This is a genomic window from Ensifer sp. 22460, from assembly GCF_052044935.1.
Classification (GTDB): Bacteria; Pseudomonadota; Alphaproteobacteria; order Rhizobiales; family Rhizobiaceae; genus Ensifer.
In genome coordinates, this window is the sequence record NZ_JBQENZ010000040.1 from 1 (window position 1) to 15,767 (window position 15,767).

Annotated in this window: 23 protein-coding genes; 4 read left to right on the forward strand and 19 right to left on the reverse strand. The window is 60.0% G+C overall.

The genetic code is table 11. The annotated features are described in order from the left end of the window. Nucleotides 1–45: 45 nt before the first annotated feature. The 9 genes from ACTJKM_RS32800 to ACTJKM_RS32840 form a co-directional block, all read right to left on the reverse strand. Nucleotides 46–351 carry a hypothetical protein gene (locus ACTJKM_RS32800; RefSeq protein ID WP_440660022.1) on the reverse strand — a complete coding sequence of 102 codons (306 nt, stop codon included), beginning with the start codon at nt 349–351 and terminating at the stop codon, nt 46–48. Next, the gene (gene tnpC, locus ACTJKM_RS32805; protein WP_440660024.1) at nt 351–1,916 is read right to left on the reverse strand and encodes an IS66 family transposase; all 1,566 of its coding nucleotides are present in this window, start codon (nt 1,914–1,916) and stop codon (nt 351–353) included. Before tnpC ends, ACTJKM_RS32800 begins: the two co-directional genes overlap by 1 nt. 72 nt (nt 1,917–1,988) lie before the next feature. Then, entirely contained in the window at nt 1,989–2,336 is a 348-nt protein-coding gene (gene tnpB / locus ACTJKM_RS32810; RefSeq protein ID WP_018240454.1) for an IS66 family insertion sequence element accessory protein TnpB, read from the reverse strand. After that, entirely contained in the window at nt 2,333–2,686 is a 354-nt protein-coding gene (tnpA, locus tag ACTJKM_RS32815; RefSeq protein ID WP_440660025.1) for an IS66-like element accessory protein TnpA, read from the reverse strand. The genes tnpB and tnpA overlap by 4 nt, the downstream gene beginning before the upstream one ends. Before the next feature lie 99 nt (nt 2,687–2,785). Beyond that, nucleotides 2,786–2,923 (reverse strand): hypothetical protein, encoded by a 138-nt coding sequence (locus ACTJKM_RS32820; RefSeq protein ID WP_440661658.1) that lies wholly within the window; start codon nt 2,921–2,923, stop codon nt 2,786–2,788. A 194-nt stretch (nt 2,924–3,117) separates the two neighbouring features. Next, nucleotides 3,118–4,026, reverse strand: a complete 909-nt coding sequence (ligD, locus tag ACTJKM_RS32825) for a non-homologous end-joining DNA ligase (RefSeq protein ID WP_440661659.1) — start codon at nt 4,024–4,026, stop codon at nt 3,118–3,120. Nucleotides 4,027–4,137: 111 nt separating this feature from the next. Then, entirely contained in the window at nt 4,138–4,461 is a 324-nt protein-coding gene (locus tag ACTJKM_RS32830; protein WP_440661660.1) for a sunset domain-containing protein, read from the reverse strand. An 87-nt stretch (nt 4,462–4,548) separates the two neighbouring features. Continuing rightward, on the reverse strand, nt 4,549–4,839 hold the full coding sequence (locus ACTJKM_RS32835) for a hypothetical protein (protein WP_440661662.1): 291 nt from the start codon (nt 4,837–4,839) through the stop codon (nt 4,549–4,551). Further along, on the reverse strand, nt 4,836–5,042 hold the full coding sequence (locus ACTJKM_RS32840) for a hypothetical protein (protein WP_440661663.1): 207 nt from the start codon (nt 5,040–5,042) through the stop codon (nt 4,836–4,838). Before ACTJKM_RS32840 ends, ACTJKM_RS32835 begins: the two co-directional genes overlap by 4 nt. Before the next feature lie 123 nt (nt 5,043–5,165). Between ACTJKM_RS32840 and ACTJKM_RS32845 the strand changes: the two genes are divergently transcribed. Both ACTJKM_RS32845 and ACTJKM_RS32850 read left to right on the forward strand, forming a co-directional pair. Continuing rightward, nucleotides 5,166–5,549: a hypothetical protein gene (locus ACTJKM_RS32845; RefSeq protein WP_440661664.1), complete on the forward strand. Its 384-nt coding sequence runs from the start codon at nt 5,166–5,168 to the stop codon at nt 5,547–5,549. A gap of 4 nt (nt 5,550–5,553) precedes the next feature. After that, complete coding sequence (locus ACTJKM_RS32850) at nt 5,554–5,880, forward strand: hypothetical protein (RefSeq protein WP_440661665.1); 327 nt, start codon at nt 5,554–5,556, stop codon at nt 5,878–5,880. Here ACTJKM_RS32850 and ACTJKM_RS32855 read toward each other — a convergent pair. Further along, nucleotides 5,865–6,617, reverse strand: coding sequence for a hypothetical protein (locus ACTJKM_RS32855; protein ID WP_440661666.1), 753 nt, complete (start codon nt 6,615–6,617; stop codon nt 5,865–5,867). The genes ACTJKM_RS32850 and ACTJKM_RS32855 overlap by 16 nt on opposite strands. A gap of 24 nt (nt 6,618–6,641) precedes the next feature. Here ACTJKM_RS32855 and ACTJKM_RS32860 point away from each other — a divergent pair, with 24 nt between their 5' ends. After that, on the forward strand, nt 6,642–6,878 hold the full coding sequence (locus ACTJKM_RS32860; protein WP_440661668.1) for a DUF2188 domain-containing protein: 237 nt from the start codon (nt 6,642–6,644) through the stop codon (nt 6,876–6,878). Between the two features lie 71 nt (nt 6,879–6,949). On the opposite strand, the gene ACTJKM_RS32865 is transcribed toward ACTJKM_RS32860, so the two are convergent. Genes ACTJKM_RS32865 through ACTJKM_RS32880 form a run of 4 tightly spaced genes read right to left on the reverse strand, consistent with a single transcriptional unit; the run spans nt 6,950 to nt 8,530 of the window. Then, nucleotides 6,950–7,279 (reverse strand): phage holin family protein, encoded by a 330-nt coding sequence (locus tag ACTJKM_RS32865; protein WP_440661669.1) that lies wholly within the window; start codon nt 7,277–7,279, stop codon nt 6,950–6,952. 1 nt (nt 7,280) lies between these two features. After that, nucleotides 7,281–7,526, reverse strand: coding sequence for a hypothetical protein (locus ACTJKM_RS32870; RefSeq protein ID WP_440661671.1), 246 nt, complete (start codon nt 7,524–7,526; stop codon nt 7,281–7,283). Then, entirely contained in the window at nt 7,423–7,641 is a 219-nt protein-coding gene (locus tag ACTJKM_RS32875; protein WP_440661672.1) for a hypothetical protein, read from the reverse strand. The genes ACTJKM_RS32870 and ACTJKM_RS32875 overlap by 104 nt, the downstream gene beginning before the upstream one ends. Nucleotide 7,642: 1 nt before the next feature. Further along, on the reverse strand, nt 7,643–8,530 hold the full coding sequence (locus tag ACTJKM_RS32880) for a chitinase (protein ID WP_440661673.1): 888 nt from the start codon (nt 8,528–8,530) through the stop codon (nt 7,643–7,645). A gap of 343 nt (nt 8,531–8,873) precedes the next feature. Here ACTJKM_RS32880 and ACTJKM_RS32885 point away from each other — a divergent pair, with 343 nt between their 5' ends. Then, nucleotides 8,874–9,068, forward strand: coding sequence for a hypothetical protein (locus tag ACTJKM_RS32885; protein WP_440661674.1), 195 nt, complete (start codon nt 8,874–8,876; stop codon nt 9,066–9,068). A 110-nt stretch (nt 9,069–9,178) separates the two neighbouring features. Here ACTJKM_RS32885 and ACTJKM_RS32890 read toward each other — a convergent pair whose 3' ends face one another. Genes ACTJKM_RS32890 through ACTJKM_RS32910 form a run of 5 tightly spaced genes read right to left on the reverse strand, consistent with a single transcriptional unit; the run spans nt 9,179 to nt 15,765 of the window. Beyond that, nucleotides 9,179–9,709 (reverse strand): hypothetical protein, encoded by a 531-nt coding sequence (locus ACTJKM_RS32890; RefSeq protein WP_440661675.1) that lies wholly within the window; start codon nt 9,707–9,709, stop codon nt 9,179–9,181. Between the two features lie 10 nt (nt 9,710–9,719). Then, nucleotides 9,720–11,072, reverse strand: a complete 1,353-nt coding sequence (locus ACTJKM_RS32895) for a hypothetical protein (RefSeq protein ID WP_440661676.1) — start codon at nt 11,070–11,072, stop codon at nt 9,720–9,722. A 12-nt stretch (nt 11,073–11,084) separates the two neighbouring features. Further along, nucleotides 11,085–12,605: a hypothetical protein gene (locus ACTJKM_RS32900; protein WP_440661678.1), complete on the reverse strand. Its 1,521-nt coding sequence runs from the start codon at nt 12,603–12,605 to the stop codon at nt 11,085–11,087. After that, entirely contained in the window at nt 12,605–15,352 is a 2,748-nt protein-coding gene (locus ACTJKM_RS32905; RefSeq protein WP_440661679.1) for a phage tail tip fiber protein, read from the reverse strand. Before ACTJKM_RS32905 ends, ACTJKM_RS32900 begins: the two co-directional genes overlap by 1 nt. Before the next feature lie 8 nt (nt 15,353–15,360). Next, complete coding sequence (locus ACTJKM_RS32910) at nt 15,361–15,765, reverse strand: DUF6950 family protein (protein WP_440661680.1); 405 nt, start codon at nt 15,763–15,765, stop codon at nt 15,361–15,363. Between the last annotated feature and the right edge of the window lie 2 nt (nt 15,766–15,767).

Here is a 15,767-nt window from a genome sequence, read left to right on the forward strand (position 1 = left end):
GTGAGCGTCCGGCGAAGGCATTTTCGCTTGGTCGAGAGGCCGATATTATAGGTCGCGTTTCATCTCGTCTGCCATTACGCGGTCGACCACATCCGGATCGCATTGTTCATCGACGAGAAACTGGCGGATTCCACCATCCCATGTCCGTATGTCGGCGAGGAGATTCTGGAGCTCGTCCACGCCGTTCTCGGTCAGGCCCTTTGTGCCGTATTCGCTGCCGTCGCGGACATAAAGCAATTCGCCTTCGCTGATATTATCCGAGTTGGCGGTCACCTCTTCGATCAACTCGAGGTTCTCGCCGATCATCTCAGCGACCTGTTTGAGGGTATAGATGATCCTTGAGCGTGCCATCACGCAGCCTCGTACCGGTCTTTTGCCGGAGTCCACTGCCACGGGAGCAGTTCCGCAAGTCGATCCTTGGGATGGCTCTGGATCCTGGTCAGGACGTCTGCCAGATAGGTCTCTGGATTGTGGCCATGGAGTTTAGCTGTTTCGATGATGGTCAGGATATTGGCGATGCGCTCGCCGCCCTTGTCTGACCCAGCAAAGAGCCAATTTTTTCTTCCAATTCCGAGTGGCCTCATAGCGCGCTCAGCTATGTTGTTATCGATTTCGACACGGCCATCGTCAATGTAGACGCTCAAAGCTGCCCATCGCGAGAGAGCGTATCGCATCGCTTCGGCAAGCTTCTGTTTCTGCGGCAGCGTCGAAAGCGACGTTTCAATCCAAGCCTTGAGGTCCGCCAGAATGGGTCTGGCGTGTTGCTGGCGCAGTGTTCGCCTCTCGTCGGAAGACATGCCGCGGATACGATCCTCGATATCGTAGAGTGCACCGATGCGCGACAGAGCCTCGTCGGCGATCGGAGATGGCTTGAGCTTGATCACATCATGGAACTTGCGGCGAACATGCGCCATGCAGGCGGCTTCGATGATCTGGTTGCCGTAAAGCTTGCTATAGCCAGCATAGCCATCCGCATGCATTACGCCGCTGAAGTCAGCGAGGTGTTCAGCCGGATGCACGCCCTTTCGGTCGGGGCTATAGTAATAGGCGATCGCTCCGGGCGTGGGATCCTGGTAGCCGCTGCCGTCGAAGACATAGACCCAGACCCTGCCGGTCTTCGTCTTTCCTCGTCCTGGATCGAGAACATCGACCGGCGTATCGTCCGTGTGTACTCGGTCGACCGCGGCGATATGGGCTCTGATCAGCAAGATGAGGGGCGAGAGCAGAACGGACACACGGCCAACCCAGTCCGCCATGACAGACCGGGAGATGTCTATCCCCAGCCGGTCGTACATCTCGGACAAACGATAGAGTGGGATATGATCGTCAAATTTGGCGACCATGATGTGTGCGAGCAGTCCTGGTCCAGGTTTCCCTCGCTCGATCGGCAAGCTCGGCATCTCACCCGATACCGTCGTGTCGCAGTCCTTACAGACCATGCGCTTCTCGATATGCCGGACGATCTTCACCGAAGCCGGCACATGCTCCATCACCTGGACCACCTTGTCGGCCGCCTTCAGGAACGACATGCCACCACAAGTCGGGCAACTGCAGGGCGCTGTGTACACCCGCTCTTCAGTTGGAAGGCCATCCGGCAGAGGTCTGCGTTTCGGCTTGTCGGGGGTATCATCCAGATCTGGCAGCAGGCCTTTTCCGGAACGAGCATCAGCCTCGGCGCGGGAAGCCTCGATCTCCTCGAGCATCAGCTCGAATTGCTCAATCTTCCGATCGATCTTTTCCGAGGATGCGCCGTGCTGCCGATGTCGGAGCAGTTCCAACTGCGCGCGCAGAAGGCCGATGATCGAGTCGCGTTTGATGACTTCGGCTTCTTGTGCGCTGAGTTTCGCCGCCTGTTCTGCGACGAGCGCGCGCAATGCCAATAGCTCGTCCTGACTGTCCAGCGGCGGTGCTTTCATGCCCAAAAACATAGCCGATTTGCAGCGAAAGCACTAGCGTTTTGCCCCGGATGTGCCTGTAAAATATAGCTTTTAACCCGTGCGGCCAGGGGCGGAAGTCCACGCTGGTCGGCGCCAGTCAATCCCCTCAACAAGCATCGACAACTGAGCCTGCGTCAGATGCGCAACACCATCTTTCGCCGTCGGCCAAGGAAAGTATCCGCGCTCGAGAATCTTGTAAAACAGGCAGAACCCTTGGCCATCCCACCATAGAAGCTTGATCCGGTCGGCGCGCTTTCCACGGAAGCCGAAGATCGCTCCGGAACCCGGCGCTTCCTTGATCACCGCCTCGACCATAGCAGACAGACCATCGATACCGCGCCGCATATCGGTCACCCCGCAAGCCAAGTAGACCCGCACATTTCCTGTCGGCCCGATCATGCAGCCTCAACACACGCGATCAACGATGACAACGTCTTGCGTTCAATGTCCGCCGGAACTTTCAAACTGCGACCATTTCGTAGCTGGATCTTGATAAGCGCGGGCGCCCCGCCGGCCGCCGGCATCTGCCCGAGGCTTACTTCGTTGACCAGGTGGACCGGAAGGAACGTTGCTGACACATCGAAGTGGCTAAGCGCTTTCCGCCATAAACGGATCTGCGCAGGATAAATGTCATGGCGACGAGCGACATCACCAATGCGAACGCCCGGTTGATCGGCTTCAGCCAATATCGCCAGCTTCGCTTCCTTCGACCACCGCCGCCTACGCTCAACGCCGGAAATGATCTCCATGCGAGCCATGCCAACCTCTCAGATCTGATATTAGTGCCAGCACTAATGCTGGTTCTAATGCCAGAACATCGCCTAACTGGCTCGTTCAGCAAAATCCGCTCACCGGACGCTCACGATTGTATGCGGGATCTGCTCGATCATCGAGGCGATGCGCGCCGCGAGTTGCTTCTTGCCGCCGAGGTAAGCCGCCGGCGGGGACACGGGCCGAACGGCCGTGAACTGAAAACTGTCTTGCATTGTCGAGGACCATTTTTTCTGGCACACCGCCGAGCGCCTGCGCAGGCAGCGGGTGTGGCAAGGATCCTTTGGGATTGCCAGGCGGGAACGACGCCAATCAGCTCCGCCGTTGCAGCTCTAGGGCTGCGACCACCCGTGGCCGGGCAGCCAAAGGCCGGAGGGCACGCCCTCCGGCCAATCTCATTTACGCGCCGTCATGCGTCGCGGTTGATTTCGAAAACGTCAGATGGCCCTTCCATCTCGCGTACGCCTTTGAACGAAGGGTGTCGAAGCTTTCCATCTTGCGTCCAGGCGCGATACTCGACATCGGCGACGAGAAGTGGCCGCGCGAAGAACGCGCCCTTCCGCTTCAGCGCAACCGCCGGCTTATCCGCCGGGATCGCATTGAGTAGCTCCCGCAGCGCCACCGATTCTTGATTGCTCCACCCGGTGCCACAACCTCCTACATAGACGAGATCGCCAGCCTTCATCGCAGCCAGAAGCAGGCGTCCGATCGCGCCTGGTATGCTCGACGCTTCATAGCCGACGATGGCGAAAGTATCGCGCCTGGCGCATTTGATCTTCAGCCATTCCGGCCGCCGGCCCGAGTGATAGGGCTTATCCCGCCGCTTCGCGATGATGCCTTCGAGCCCGTGCTCGCATGCGACGCGGAAAAACTCTGCACCGTCCGCGTCGACCTCTTCGGAAAAACGGATCGCGCCAGTCCTCCCGGCGACGATCGGCTCTAGCAGGCGTCGGCGCTCCGACAATGGCAATAGCCGCAGATCGCGGCCGTCGAGATAGAGGAGGTCGAAGGCCATCAAGAGGACTTCGCCGCTGTCGTGGAGGCTCGGTCGCTTGCCAAGCGCCCTCTGCAGCAGACCGAAATCCGAGCGGCCCCGATCGTCGAGAACGACCGCCTCACCGTCAAGGATCATGGACGCGTGCCCAAGCTGGCGCGCCTCAGCGACGATCGATCCGAAACGCCGCGTCCAGTCATAGCCGCCGCGCGTGATCGCCTTCACCCTTCCCTGCTCTACGTGGATGGCGAGCCGATAGCCGTCCCACTTAACCTCGTAGAGCCATCCCTGCCCGGGCGGCGGCTTATCGGCGAGAGTCGCCACGCAGGGAGGAATGCTGCTCGGCATCGGATCGGCCGGCGAGGCGGGGGGCGGTTTCCTTCTCAGTGTTTTAGCCATTCCGCATTAACGCACAAAGCCGTGAAAAGGTCTGCTCTATCGCCGTGCCCGTCGCCACCCAGCGGCCCGCGCCTCGGCCTCACTGCAGAACCAGCGTTCGCCGTAGCGGGAATTGATCACGGTCTCTGAGTAAAACGTCTGGCCGGGGACGTGGTAGATCCGCTCTCCGGTGTTGATGCTGACGTTGCCCTTGATGTTGCAGCTTGGGTCGACCATGGAGAGAAGCGTAGAAGGCTCCGCGATCCACTCCTGGATCGAAGTTACCCCAGCAATGCCCGTGACCCCGATGAGGACCATTAAGGCCGGCGCTTCACGCAGCATCGACCTTTTGCGCGGAACTCTACGATACTGATGGCGCATATCTCCCCCTATGCCACCCTTGCATAGGGATTGAACGTCAAAGTCGAAAAATTGTCAAAGCAATCTCTAAAATAGAGATTCTTGAAATTACGCTTTCATCCGCGCGAGGCACCAGTCCCAATACGTCTCGACCATCTCAGTGGCCTCGCGTGCGGTGTCGCAGTAGCCCTGGTTCGGTGTCGGCGGAGCGCCTTGGAAGGTCCGGGGAATTGATCCTGCCCATTGCCAACGGCCGGCAATAGGGCCGCTGGTCTCTTTTCTGATCCTGCCGATGTAGCCGACGCCATCGAAGCCGAGCCAATCGAGATCGGTCGGCGGGTCGTTGGCGTCCAGCTCTGTGCGGCGCCACTGGTAGCGAGGTTGGTAGGGATCGGTCATGGTTTCTCGCGCCATGCGTCGGAAAACGGCTCGCGCCCAAGTGCTTTGGAGATCTTCCTCCAACATGCGCCGCCCATACCTGGTATCCGGAGCAGCTCCGCCCCGGGCACATCTTTCAAATCCTCTGCCGTCTCATAACCGAGCTGGTTAAGCTCGGTTAGAAGCCAGGGCTTTAGCTTTAGGTCTGCGAGTTTCGTGGTCATGCCCGTATCAGATCAGGCTTCTTCACGTCGCGCAATTTGTAGAATTCTACAAGGTTCTTGCCAGCTTGACTCCAACTTGGCTTTGGAACATTTAGAGAACAGAATAATCTTGGAGCCAAGGCCATGATGCACTCCCCCCCTTCTCCGTCGGTCCTGCCCGCCGCTTTCACGACGAAGCGCGCGGCCGCCTATTCGGTTCGCGGCTACACCATGGGCGCCATAAGGGATGGTTGGTGGGCTTTTGTGCCTGGCCAGGAAACCAAGCCAAATGACGATCTGATTGACGAGCTGTGCATCGCGCACACGAAGTCTGGTCGGACCCTCCTGAGGTATCTGCGCAAGGGTAGAGTGCCAGGCACGTGGGATCTGCTGTCGGTTACCGGCGAACCATTGCTCGACCAGGAGCTTCTGTGGGCAGAGCGGGTGATCTGGCTCGAACCCCATAAAATCACCCACACCGAGATCACAGAGTGCCTCGCGATTGGGGCTAGCAAGGTTGCCGAGTAGTCCGATGCAGGGAGAGATCAAGCTCAAGTATCGTTGGAAGAGGCATCCCGGCGACCCCGAAACGCTGTTTCATGGCGACGATGGCGACCGTCGCATGGGCCGAGTTCAGAAGGCGGTAGCCGGCAGTTACTGGCTATGGTTCATGAACTTCCAGCACGGCATCAACGATCCGGCCGTCGCGATCTCATTGAACGGCGCGGCCGAGAGTGCTCGAGAGGCGGCTGCAGCCTGTGAGCGCTGCTATGACGCGGTGCTCGACCTGACGTGGCCGGGAATGACGGCCGCGCACCGCGCCCGTCTCTTTGCCCACGAACATCAGAACAGGCGATAGCGCTTGAGAAAGTTCGCCACCAGGGCGCTTGGCTTTGTTGAACGAACGATGGGGATGCAGATTGCCTCCATTGCTTTAATTGCCTCGGCCATCTTGGCTGCGATCTCGTCTCGCTCAGCATAGCCAGCCCAGATCCTCTCCTCGAACCGTTGGTGGGTTTCAGCGTTGAGCCCGTTTGGGTTTCTGAAGAGAGCCTGATATCGGGTGATCGCCGCCGCTCGGAAAGACCGGAGCGCAGCATCCACTGTATCGAAAGCAGCCGCAGCGTTCTCGCCAAACAAGGCGCGCATTCTGAAACTGTAGGAGAAAAATTCCGACCAAAATTCACTCTGCGATTCCAGCCTAGCCAAGGGCACGAAAAGATGATCGCGGCGATCCCGCTCTTCGTCGCTTTCGCTTTCATCCCTCTGACGCGTTTTCCCCTCCGATGCATAGGACGCCGGTGATCGCAGTGCATCCATCCGTTGCTCGGCCTCATAGAAACGCTCTATGACGGCTTGGCACAACTCGATATCTCGCTTGCCGGTGGTTTCTCTGCGCCAAGCGTTGAGCCCACCAACGGCCACATAAACGCCGGCACCCGTTGCGATTGCCGTAAGCCAACCTTGAATTACCTCAAGCACCGCATCCCCCTGCGAAAGAGCCAAGTCGTAAATCTTATTCAAGGTGCGCAGTGGATTCGCAAGTCGCCCTTCGGTTGAACTTTCCATAGTTTTTGGCAAACTGGCGGCAGCCACCTATGGGCTACGGAGGAGGAGCGAATGAGCCTGGACAAATACACGCTGCACAAAGATGGCAAGTCGGAGAAATGGCGCCTTGAAAAAGAAGGGTCCAACCGCGCAAAGGCACAATTCGATACGAAGAGTGAAGCCCTGAAGAGCTTGCGTGATACTGTTGGACCGAGCGGCGGGTCAGTCCGCATCCGGAAAGTCGACAACACGATTCAGGAGGAGCGAACGTATCCACGCTCTAAAGACCCCAAGAAAAGCAAAGGCTGATCATCAGCCGCAAACACGAAAAAAGGCCCCGGGCCGAAACCGCGGGAGAGAGCAACGTGTTCAGGCTTCGCTCAGCTCTGCTTATCGACCGCCGCCCCGAACCACCGCATGAACAGCACCTCCGACCCACGCGGCCCCAGGTAGGCAAGCGCGGCAATCATGCCCGTCGCCATCGGTTGACCAAGAGCAAGCCACGTCGCCAATCCTTCGCCGATGAAGGCCATGCCGACCGCGATCGGCATCTCCCACAGCAGTTCCTTGCCGAAAAACTTGCGTCGCATCTTTCGCACCTCGTTTGTGTGCCACATGAGGCGGCCGGCGAAGACTGCGATGAGGGTGGTCGCCGCGCCGCCGAACCAGGCGTTGAGCAGCTCGATAAGTGACGTGTACTTTTCCTGCATGTCAGCGATTTTCCCCGTGTCGCTTGCATTCCGCCTTCGTCCAGATCGCCGCGGCGCAGATACCGACGGCGGTCCGGTCTATCTTTCGCTGATCTTCCGGCGTCGCCCCTCGCGCGCCGATCAGGTCTGTCCCGACGATGCTTCTAAGAGCCGTCACACTCGCCGGCGCCGAAGTTCCACAGCCCACCAGCATCAAGGCAGGAATCGTAATCAATGCGCTTCGAATGAGCGCGGCTCGCCGCTTCATTGTTCTGCCTTTCAATCTTGGTGGTGACGGACTGCGCACCGTCCTCGCGGATCTCGACAACGAGCCAGATGAGACCGGCGAGCACGAGCCCGCTGATGATGATGCGTGGCCACATGTCAGCGGGCCGGAGCGCGGTTGACCGACCAGCGGCCAGTGAAGAACATGAAAGCTGCGATCGAGCCGATGACGATCAGCAGCGCGGCGATGCCGGCGGCATAGGGATTGTTGACACCCAGGACTGCCGAAAGGCCAGCGCCGCCGAACAAGCCGCCGACGGTGGTCACAGCCGTTCCACTCTTCGCAGCCGGTACGTCGTCAGCCTTGGCCGCTTCCGGCTTCACGTCCGGCTGCTCGGCCGGCGTTCGCGACGCCTCGAGCGCGTCGAGGAAGTTCCGGTAATAGCCAGCGATCAGCTTCGCCTTGTCAGTCCCATTGATGATCGCGCGCGCGCCGACCGGATCGTCGTCGACCTGCTTGAAATAGTCGGCGAGCTTTTTGCCGGTGAAGGTGCCGGCGATCATGCCGTCGAAAAGGATCCGAACGGCCGTCGCCATCTCGCCAGCCTTCTCCGGCGTGTCGGCAATACCGAACTTGGCATAGTTCGCCTTGCCGGTGATTTGCGGCAGGCCTCGGCCGCGATAAAGCCAACCGTCATCGGGCGCCGTGTTGCCCATCCGGCCGCCATAGACCTTATTCGCCAGCTTGCGCGGATTGCGGGCGAAAGGCTTGGCGCTGGCGATCGTCGGGAACCGGGACGGCCACACCTGAGTGAGACGCTCGGCCGAATAGCTGAGGTTCTCGGTTACCGGCTGCATCGTGCCGCCGGTCTCGTGAAAGACGGTCGCCAGCATGTATGCGAGATACCGGTTGTCGATCACCTTGCCGGTCGACTGTCGCCGATCCCACTCGTCGAGGATGGCATTCATGCCGTCGATCTGGGATTGCGTCAGGCGGTGGCCAAAAGGCGCGCGCCTCGCATAGGCGAGGAACGTCGTTCTGTTCATCGGATTTACCTCTTCGTTAGGAAAACAGGCCACCATCCGGCGCGGCATGATGCCGGCAGGGGGAGCATGATGGGCTATGATTGGGATGGCGCTCGCGGGCGCCGAATAGTACGATGATTGCCGCCCGAAATGAGCGCGCAAGGGGAGCGCAATGTTATGCGTGTCGATGACCGTCAGACTTCGGAGGGCCAGTGTGGTCCATTTTGGTCTCCGCCAATTGCTGTCGATCAGGCCGAGTTGAACCCTGCGATCCTGCGGCAGATTGAGACCTGTGCCGATAAACGAGATTTCAGGGCCTACCAGGTCCAGGTGTTCGCAGATCGCGTCGGGCCACCCGAGGGCCATGTTCGAGATCGCCTTTAATCCCAAGACTCAACGCGCATGCGCAATCTACGAGGCCGTGTCGGAGATGGACTTTGGCAATGGTCATCGAAGGCTGGTTGTTGCGAACGATCCGCTCTGGGTCACGGCCGCGACCCCTCATACGGCAGTCAACTTCTTCTTCCAGGCACTAATCGAGCAATCCGACGACGCCTAACCCCATGGTCTATGCTGGAATCTCGCCCACGAGCGCCGTAGCCGTCGCGCTTGCGGCCTTGCTGGTATCGGTCGCGGCTCAGGTGGTGACGCGAGCGATCTGAGGGCGAACTACAGCTTCTGCGCCTCGGCCCACATGGTTTCGAACTGCTCGGCCGAGATCCCGAGCTGCGCGGCAATTGTCATCAGCAGTGGATGATCCCGCTTGAACTCGCCGGCATATTGCCACTCGATTCGAGCCCTTTCCTTGTCAGCCCCATCCGGCAGCGCGTCGATCGCCGCCTCGACCTGGGCAAGGGAGAAGCCATTGTTGACAAGGCCGAGGCGAAGCTGGCGCGCGCTCAGCGGCTGGTTCTTTTCCATCTCGGCACGCTCTTGCGCGATCCTGGCCAAAGTTTGCGCTTCGCGGGTTTCAGCATCCGGCGCCAGTGCAGCACGAATAATGGTGTCGTCATCTCCGATGAGAAGCCGGCCTTCCCTTGCCGCCGCCTCTCGCTCGAAACGCACGAGCTGGTCACGGGCGGAATTGACGACGCTCCGCGCAACAGAGTTCAAGGCGAACTGAACGCCGCCCGATCGGTAGACGTGGGCCAGAGCCTTGTCATCCTCTGGCGACGTTTCAAGCGTGACGATGTACTCCATAGAGACCCCCTTAGAATTGGATGAATTCGATGCTCAAGCTTGAGTTTTCCAAGCTCATCACGGTTGAACCGGTGATGCCGCACCAAGAGATGTACGAGTTGGCGTTCATGTACGCGATCACCGTTCGGGTCATGCTGACCCAAGCGTTTGTCGGGCAGTACATGGCCACCCACGAGTTGCCGTTGACGCCAAGTCCGAACACAGATGGCGACGGCGAATTCACGACAGCGCACGCCGTCAACCTGTACCACCCTGCAACCGGGATGTGCACGGCGCGGCCGCCGATGCCGGGATTGCCGCCAATGGTGAACGCTGAGCCGCTGCCGCCACGTAGGAAGTCGAAGCCGAATGTTGAACCAAGGATGCCGTGGTGCTGTCCGGCGCCCAGTGTTGCCGTCCCCTGTCCCGCATAGCAGTGCATCAGCGGAGTTTGCCTGGTCTCGACAATCCCGTAGCGACGATTGATGCTAAAGGCGTAGCCTTCCCATGTAGGGCCTTCGCCGTAGCGGCTGAAGCCCAGGTTAGATCCGACATTGTTTCCGGTCTCGGCTTCCGCGGTGGCTTCAATACCCCAGCGGGCCTGGCCATTCGTGGTCAGCAATACCTGCCTGGTCGATCCAGAAGCGCCGTTAATGCGAACCATTCCGCCATTGGCGTAGACCCAACCGGATAACGTAAGGTCGCCGGCGACAGTGACAGCGCCGTTTACGGTACCGCCCGCTGTTGAGAATGCCCCGATCTTGGAACGCATGTCAGCGGCGCCAGCAGTCGTCGCGTAGTAGTCCGTCCACACCTTGCCGAGCGGCACCGCATCTATCTGGGCGATGAGCTGCCCTTCGGTGGAGTGCCATCCGAGCATGACGTCATTGCTGGCGCCCATGTTCGAGCCGCCAGAGCGCCGCACAACCTTTGCAGCCGATGCAAAGGTCGCGTCGGTCGTTGCCGCCACTAGTGTTCGCCCGTAGCTGGTGAACGGTGCCCACGCCATCGCGGCGTTGCTCGTCGCAAACGGCACCCTATCAGCGATCATCGACGGCCCGAGGGCATTCAAGGCCGAGAGCGTCGGCGTGTCCAGCCGCGTGAGGTAGTTCGCCAGCGCCTGAGCGTTGGCAACTGTCTGCTGTCCATAGGCGGTGTCGCGCATGATCGCATAAGGATAGGTGCCGGAAGCTCCCTTCCATTTGATCGCGGCGGTGATCTGGGTGTTGCTGTCGACCGAGAGGATCGGTAGCGGGTTGCCGTCCGCTTCCGCGATCAGAATGCCGCCGGCGATCAGCGCGGTTTGCCAGGCCGTGCCGATGCCCGCGATCACAGCGCTGCCATTCGTCAGGGTGACGGTCCCTGCCGTGTAAGGAGTGGTCATGTTGGGAGCTTCCTAAGCTGGAATGCCGAAGATGTAATAGCGAATGCCGCCCGGCGAGTAGGCCCCGGAGGTTCGCCAGGTTCCAGGGCTATCGCTGCGATTGTAGTAATCGCCGACGTTGCCGGTGAAGGTGTAGAACCGAGCGTTGTTCGCCGTCAGTTCGCAGAAAGTGCTTTCCCCAGCGTGGGCTTGGCCGTTGTAGGGATATTTCAGCCGTTTCACGAACGGCAGGCGCCACATGGCACTCCACGACATTGGAAGGTTGTTCTGCCCGAGGCTCGCACCGTTCCCGGCGCCATGGTGTGTGAGGTATTTCACCATCGGGAACATGCCAGTCCCATCAAAGGGAATATCCGTGATAACCCCGTTGCCAGCGCCGAAGGTGAAATAGCCTTCTTTCAGGATCTGCACCTGCGGCCATCGGGTGTCGATAACAATATCTGCCCAGCCGGGCGGATCTGCGGAACCGGGACGAAGGAATTGCACGACACGGCCGCCGTCCTCGAACTGCCGAAGTATCTTATTCGATCCCCCCGTTGGGCCGCTGACGTCTTCCATGTAGAGCATGAAACGTGCCCGCATCGCCTTCGAGGCCTCAAAGCCGATCAGGCTCCCATCGAACCAATACTCCGCACCGAAATCGAGGACTTGCGGGTTCGACGGATACATGATCGTCGCGCTGTCGTAGAAGTGAACGTCAAGCGCCACGGTATCGGGCAAAGGGATACTGGTCTGGTAATAGCTCACCCCGGCAGGAAGCGCGATGTCAGCCGCAGCAATGACCTTCACCGGCATCTTTGAGGCATCGAAGGCCATTTGCTGGACGGTGGCAGTATCAACGTTGTAACCCGGCTTGGCGATTTTCAATGCGGTCGACGATATCTTGATGGTCTTGGTCCCGTTCGGCGCCAATACCGGAGCGTCATCCGGGGCGACATTGTTGCCCGGCAGGTTCCAAACGTTCAGACGCTTGTCGCGAGATCGGAATTTGTTGAAGGCGTCAATTCCGTCATTCGGCGTGACGATTATGGGCATGCCGTATGCGAAGTTCCCAAGGCTGTTGTTGAGAACCATGTTCTCCGCCCATCCCATTTGGGCGTAGTTCCCCACGGCGTAGTAGCCGCCCTGACCGTGGTAATATTCCCCGCTGTCGGTCCAGGCGACCATCTGTTGATTGTAACGATTGCTTCCGCCGCCCTTTTTAGCCTTCACGTCGAACAGGGGAACGTTGTAGCGGAGCGTCGGAAACGCCGAGTTGCGAAAGCCCCATAACGTCCCCTGCGCAACGGTCAGCGAAATGTAAGTGAACGTCGCGGCATTGGCGCCAGGAGGGTAGTAGGTGACGCCGTTTCCGGCCTGGAAGGTGTTCACGACCCAGATGTCACACAAGCTCGCCTGAATGCCGAGCTTGCTGTTGTAGAGGAACTTCCAGCGCTCGCTATCCGGCGTGGTGCGCGGATCGTCCGCGCTATTCTTCATGATCTTGATGCAGGCGGCACCTGTAGAATCGATACCGATCATGGTGCGGACCATCAGCTGTAAAACTCCAAGGTGCCAAGATTGAGGTTGAAATCGACCTTGCCGTCTGGCGACAGCATGCGACCAGCTCGGATCAAGCCGATGTTTGCGATGTTGAGCTTCAATTCGCCGTTCTCGATGACGATGGGCAGGAAGGCATTGCTGCCACCGTTCCAGACAACGAACTGATCGGCCTTTACGGCGAAGCGGGATTTGAGCACCCCGCCTTCCGTGTAGATCTCAATGTAGAAGCCGCTATCCTTGAACGCGTCCGCGAGGTTCGCGCGCAGCATCACCGAGAAGCGAGAGGTGACGCCCGATTGGTCGGCGGCCGCCTCGAACTTCACCAGCCCTTGCGCAAACCGCCCGTTGAGATCGGCACTGACGCCGTTGACGCTGGTCGTGAGCGCGCTGTCCGCGTTCGCTCGTGCTTGCTCTTCGGAAATCAGCCGCGCGAGATTGTTCCCGACCGTCGATGTCAGCACCGTCGTGTTAAAGGCCAAAGCGTTGTCGGCATTCGCGCGCGCCTGCGCTTCTGAGAAGATGGCCGCCTTGTTATCTACGGTCGAAGCTTTCAGGGACGTGATGTCCGACGCCAGCGCCCCATCTGCGTTGACGCGCGCTACCTGCTCTTTCGTGACCTCAGAACGAACGTCACCGACCTGCGCCAGCACGGTGGAGATGCGAGCCGCAAGCGCCTCATCCTCCCTTGCCCTGACCAGCGTTTCGTCGGCGATCTTCGCAAGCGACGAACCGACCTGCGCCGTGATCTCGTGACGCTGCGTCTGACCGAGGGCGCTTTCCACCATCCACGCGACGGCCAGCTCTTCGATCCGAGGCCGGAAAAAGTTGTCCATCTCGGACTGAATGTCTTCGAAACGGCTCTTTACGTCGTCGCGGACCTGGCCGAGCCCCACCTGCAGGGTGAGCGACCCCGTGACAGTCGCCGTTGTTCGCCAGGCGGTAAAGGTGCGAAGCCGATCGGGGTTCGTCTTGATCGTGGCCCGCGCGACATAGGCCTTCTCCGAGATGATGTTCTTGGTGGTCCGGTACCGACCACCTTCGGGCTCGGCGCATTGGTCGGTGAACTCTTCGGCTGTGCCGTCAACACGATAGACGAAGAGCACGTCGGTGATTGTCGGATCGTCCGGCGGGTCCCAGACGAATTCGAGTGCCGGAACGTCGAAGCCGTTGCCGCCCTGGATCATGCCGGCATGCACGTCGAAGTTCTGCACCGTGAAGAGCTGCGACGGATTGATGGGCGGCACGGGCGGCACGATGATCGGGCCGGGCTCGATGTCGCCATCGTCATAGATGTCGGCGCCGGTCTCGGTCAGCACGAACGTGAAACGGAGATCCGCGTCGCAGCGCCATCCCGAAACCATCCAGGACTTGCCCTGGTACGTGACCCACTCACCCTCCATCACCTTGAGGCCGACGCGGCGGCTGACGGGCACCGTCGCGGTACCGCCCTTGCGGTTCTGGCGATAGCGGATGTTGAGCAGGTACTGCGCGATGTCGGCATCGGACACCTGCAGGAAGTCGATCGAAGTCTGGCGCGCCCGCTTGTCGGCGGCGACGTCGGCATTGACGACGATCGGCTTCAGGCTCTCCGGGTTCCACATCGAATCGGGCGAGGTGAACTGTCCCGACAGATGGTTGAAGAGATCGAAGGCCGATTTGCGCGGCTGGCGCGGTTTCGGCCGATCGCTCGGAATATCCGCATCCGTGATCGTCAGAACCGGGATCTGCGGCGCACCGACGACGACACCCGAGAGCCCGCGGCGGTTCAAGCCATAACCAGCCATCGCGTCGTCAAAGGCCGACAGCGCCTCAGTGTGGACGGTCTCGGAATTAACCCAGAGCGAGCACTGATAGATCGGCTTGCCCTTGCGCAGCGTCCGGCAATAGTTGATCGCGACGAAGTAGGACGAGAGGTCAAGCTGCCCGAGCGATTTGCCCTCGCCGATCAGCGTACGGCCGGATCGCAAGCCCTTCAGGCCGAGTTGGTAGTTGAGGCGGTGGACCGCAGGGCTCAGCGTGTGCGCCCAGGTCGAAGGCGTGTTCAGCCGCTGTGGGCCATTGCCCCCCGCGACCGTCGAATCTTTCGTCGGATCATACTCGCGTAGGCCGCGCAGCATCCACTCGATGTCCGGCCGTCCCCTGCCAGCATCGCGGAAGAACTGCAGGTGATAGTAGCGATAGACGACGACATAGCAGAGGCCGGAGAGCCGGCTGGTCGCTTTCCAAGAATTGCCGAGCGCTGCCGTTTTCGCGACAAGCTCGGCATCAGCCACCTGCCCCGGACGACCATCGTAGAAACGGATGTCGATAGAGCTGTTGCCATCACCATCGATAAAGCCCTCGACGAAGTAGCGCGCAGCCTCGCCGCCCGCGACCGGCTTCGACACCAGATTGTACTTCTGGCCATACATGTAGATGTAGGGCTCAAGGCCATCACACCAGCCGTTCGCCAGGATGAAGACATCGGCATTCATCTTGTTGCCTTTGTCCCACTTGGCGTAGTAGGCGCGCTGACCCTTCGTCTTGCCGATGCCGTAGAGCGTGCTTGCAGGCACGTCGCCGCCCATCTGGACTTCGCCCTGGACGGCCGTGAACTTCTGCTTCTTCTGCTGCGTTTGCCCGAGCTTCGTCAGTCCCAGCTTCGCGCCGAACGCCAGCGCTCCACCAACCAGATTGCCAATAACAGTCGAGCCGAACAGGGCGCCAAGCCCTGTCGTGACCAGCGAAAAAATTGCCATGGAAGGGATTACCCGAGATGGAAAGTCGCAACGACGTCGGAAAGGCCGTGGTCGCTACGGCCCCTCTCGGTTTTGGTGATGAAGCGATTGCCGATGCAGACACCGACATGCTCGGCGCCATCAGCAAGGCGCAAGATGACCAGGTCGAAGTAGCGTGCCGAGGCGGCGCCATCCGGATCTTGACCCAGCTCCGCCGCCCAGAAATCGACGAGGCTCGAAAACCCGCGCCGGCGCAGCGCGAGATGCGCGCCCCGTAGCGTCTTGTAGGCATCGCCGTACTTCTCGACGAGCGATGTGCCGTGCAGCGCGTCCGCCATGGCGCAGCCGAGGTGGAAGCAATCGGCAGGGCCATAGGCATAGGAGGTCGACAGCTCACGCTCGAGCGTGGCTGATCCGATACGAAACCGCTCCATGG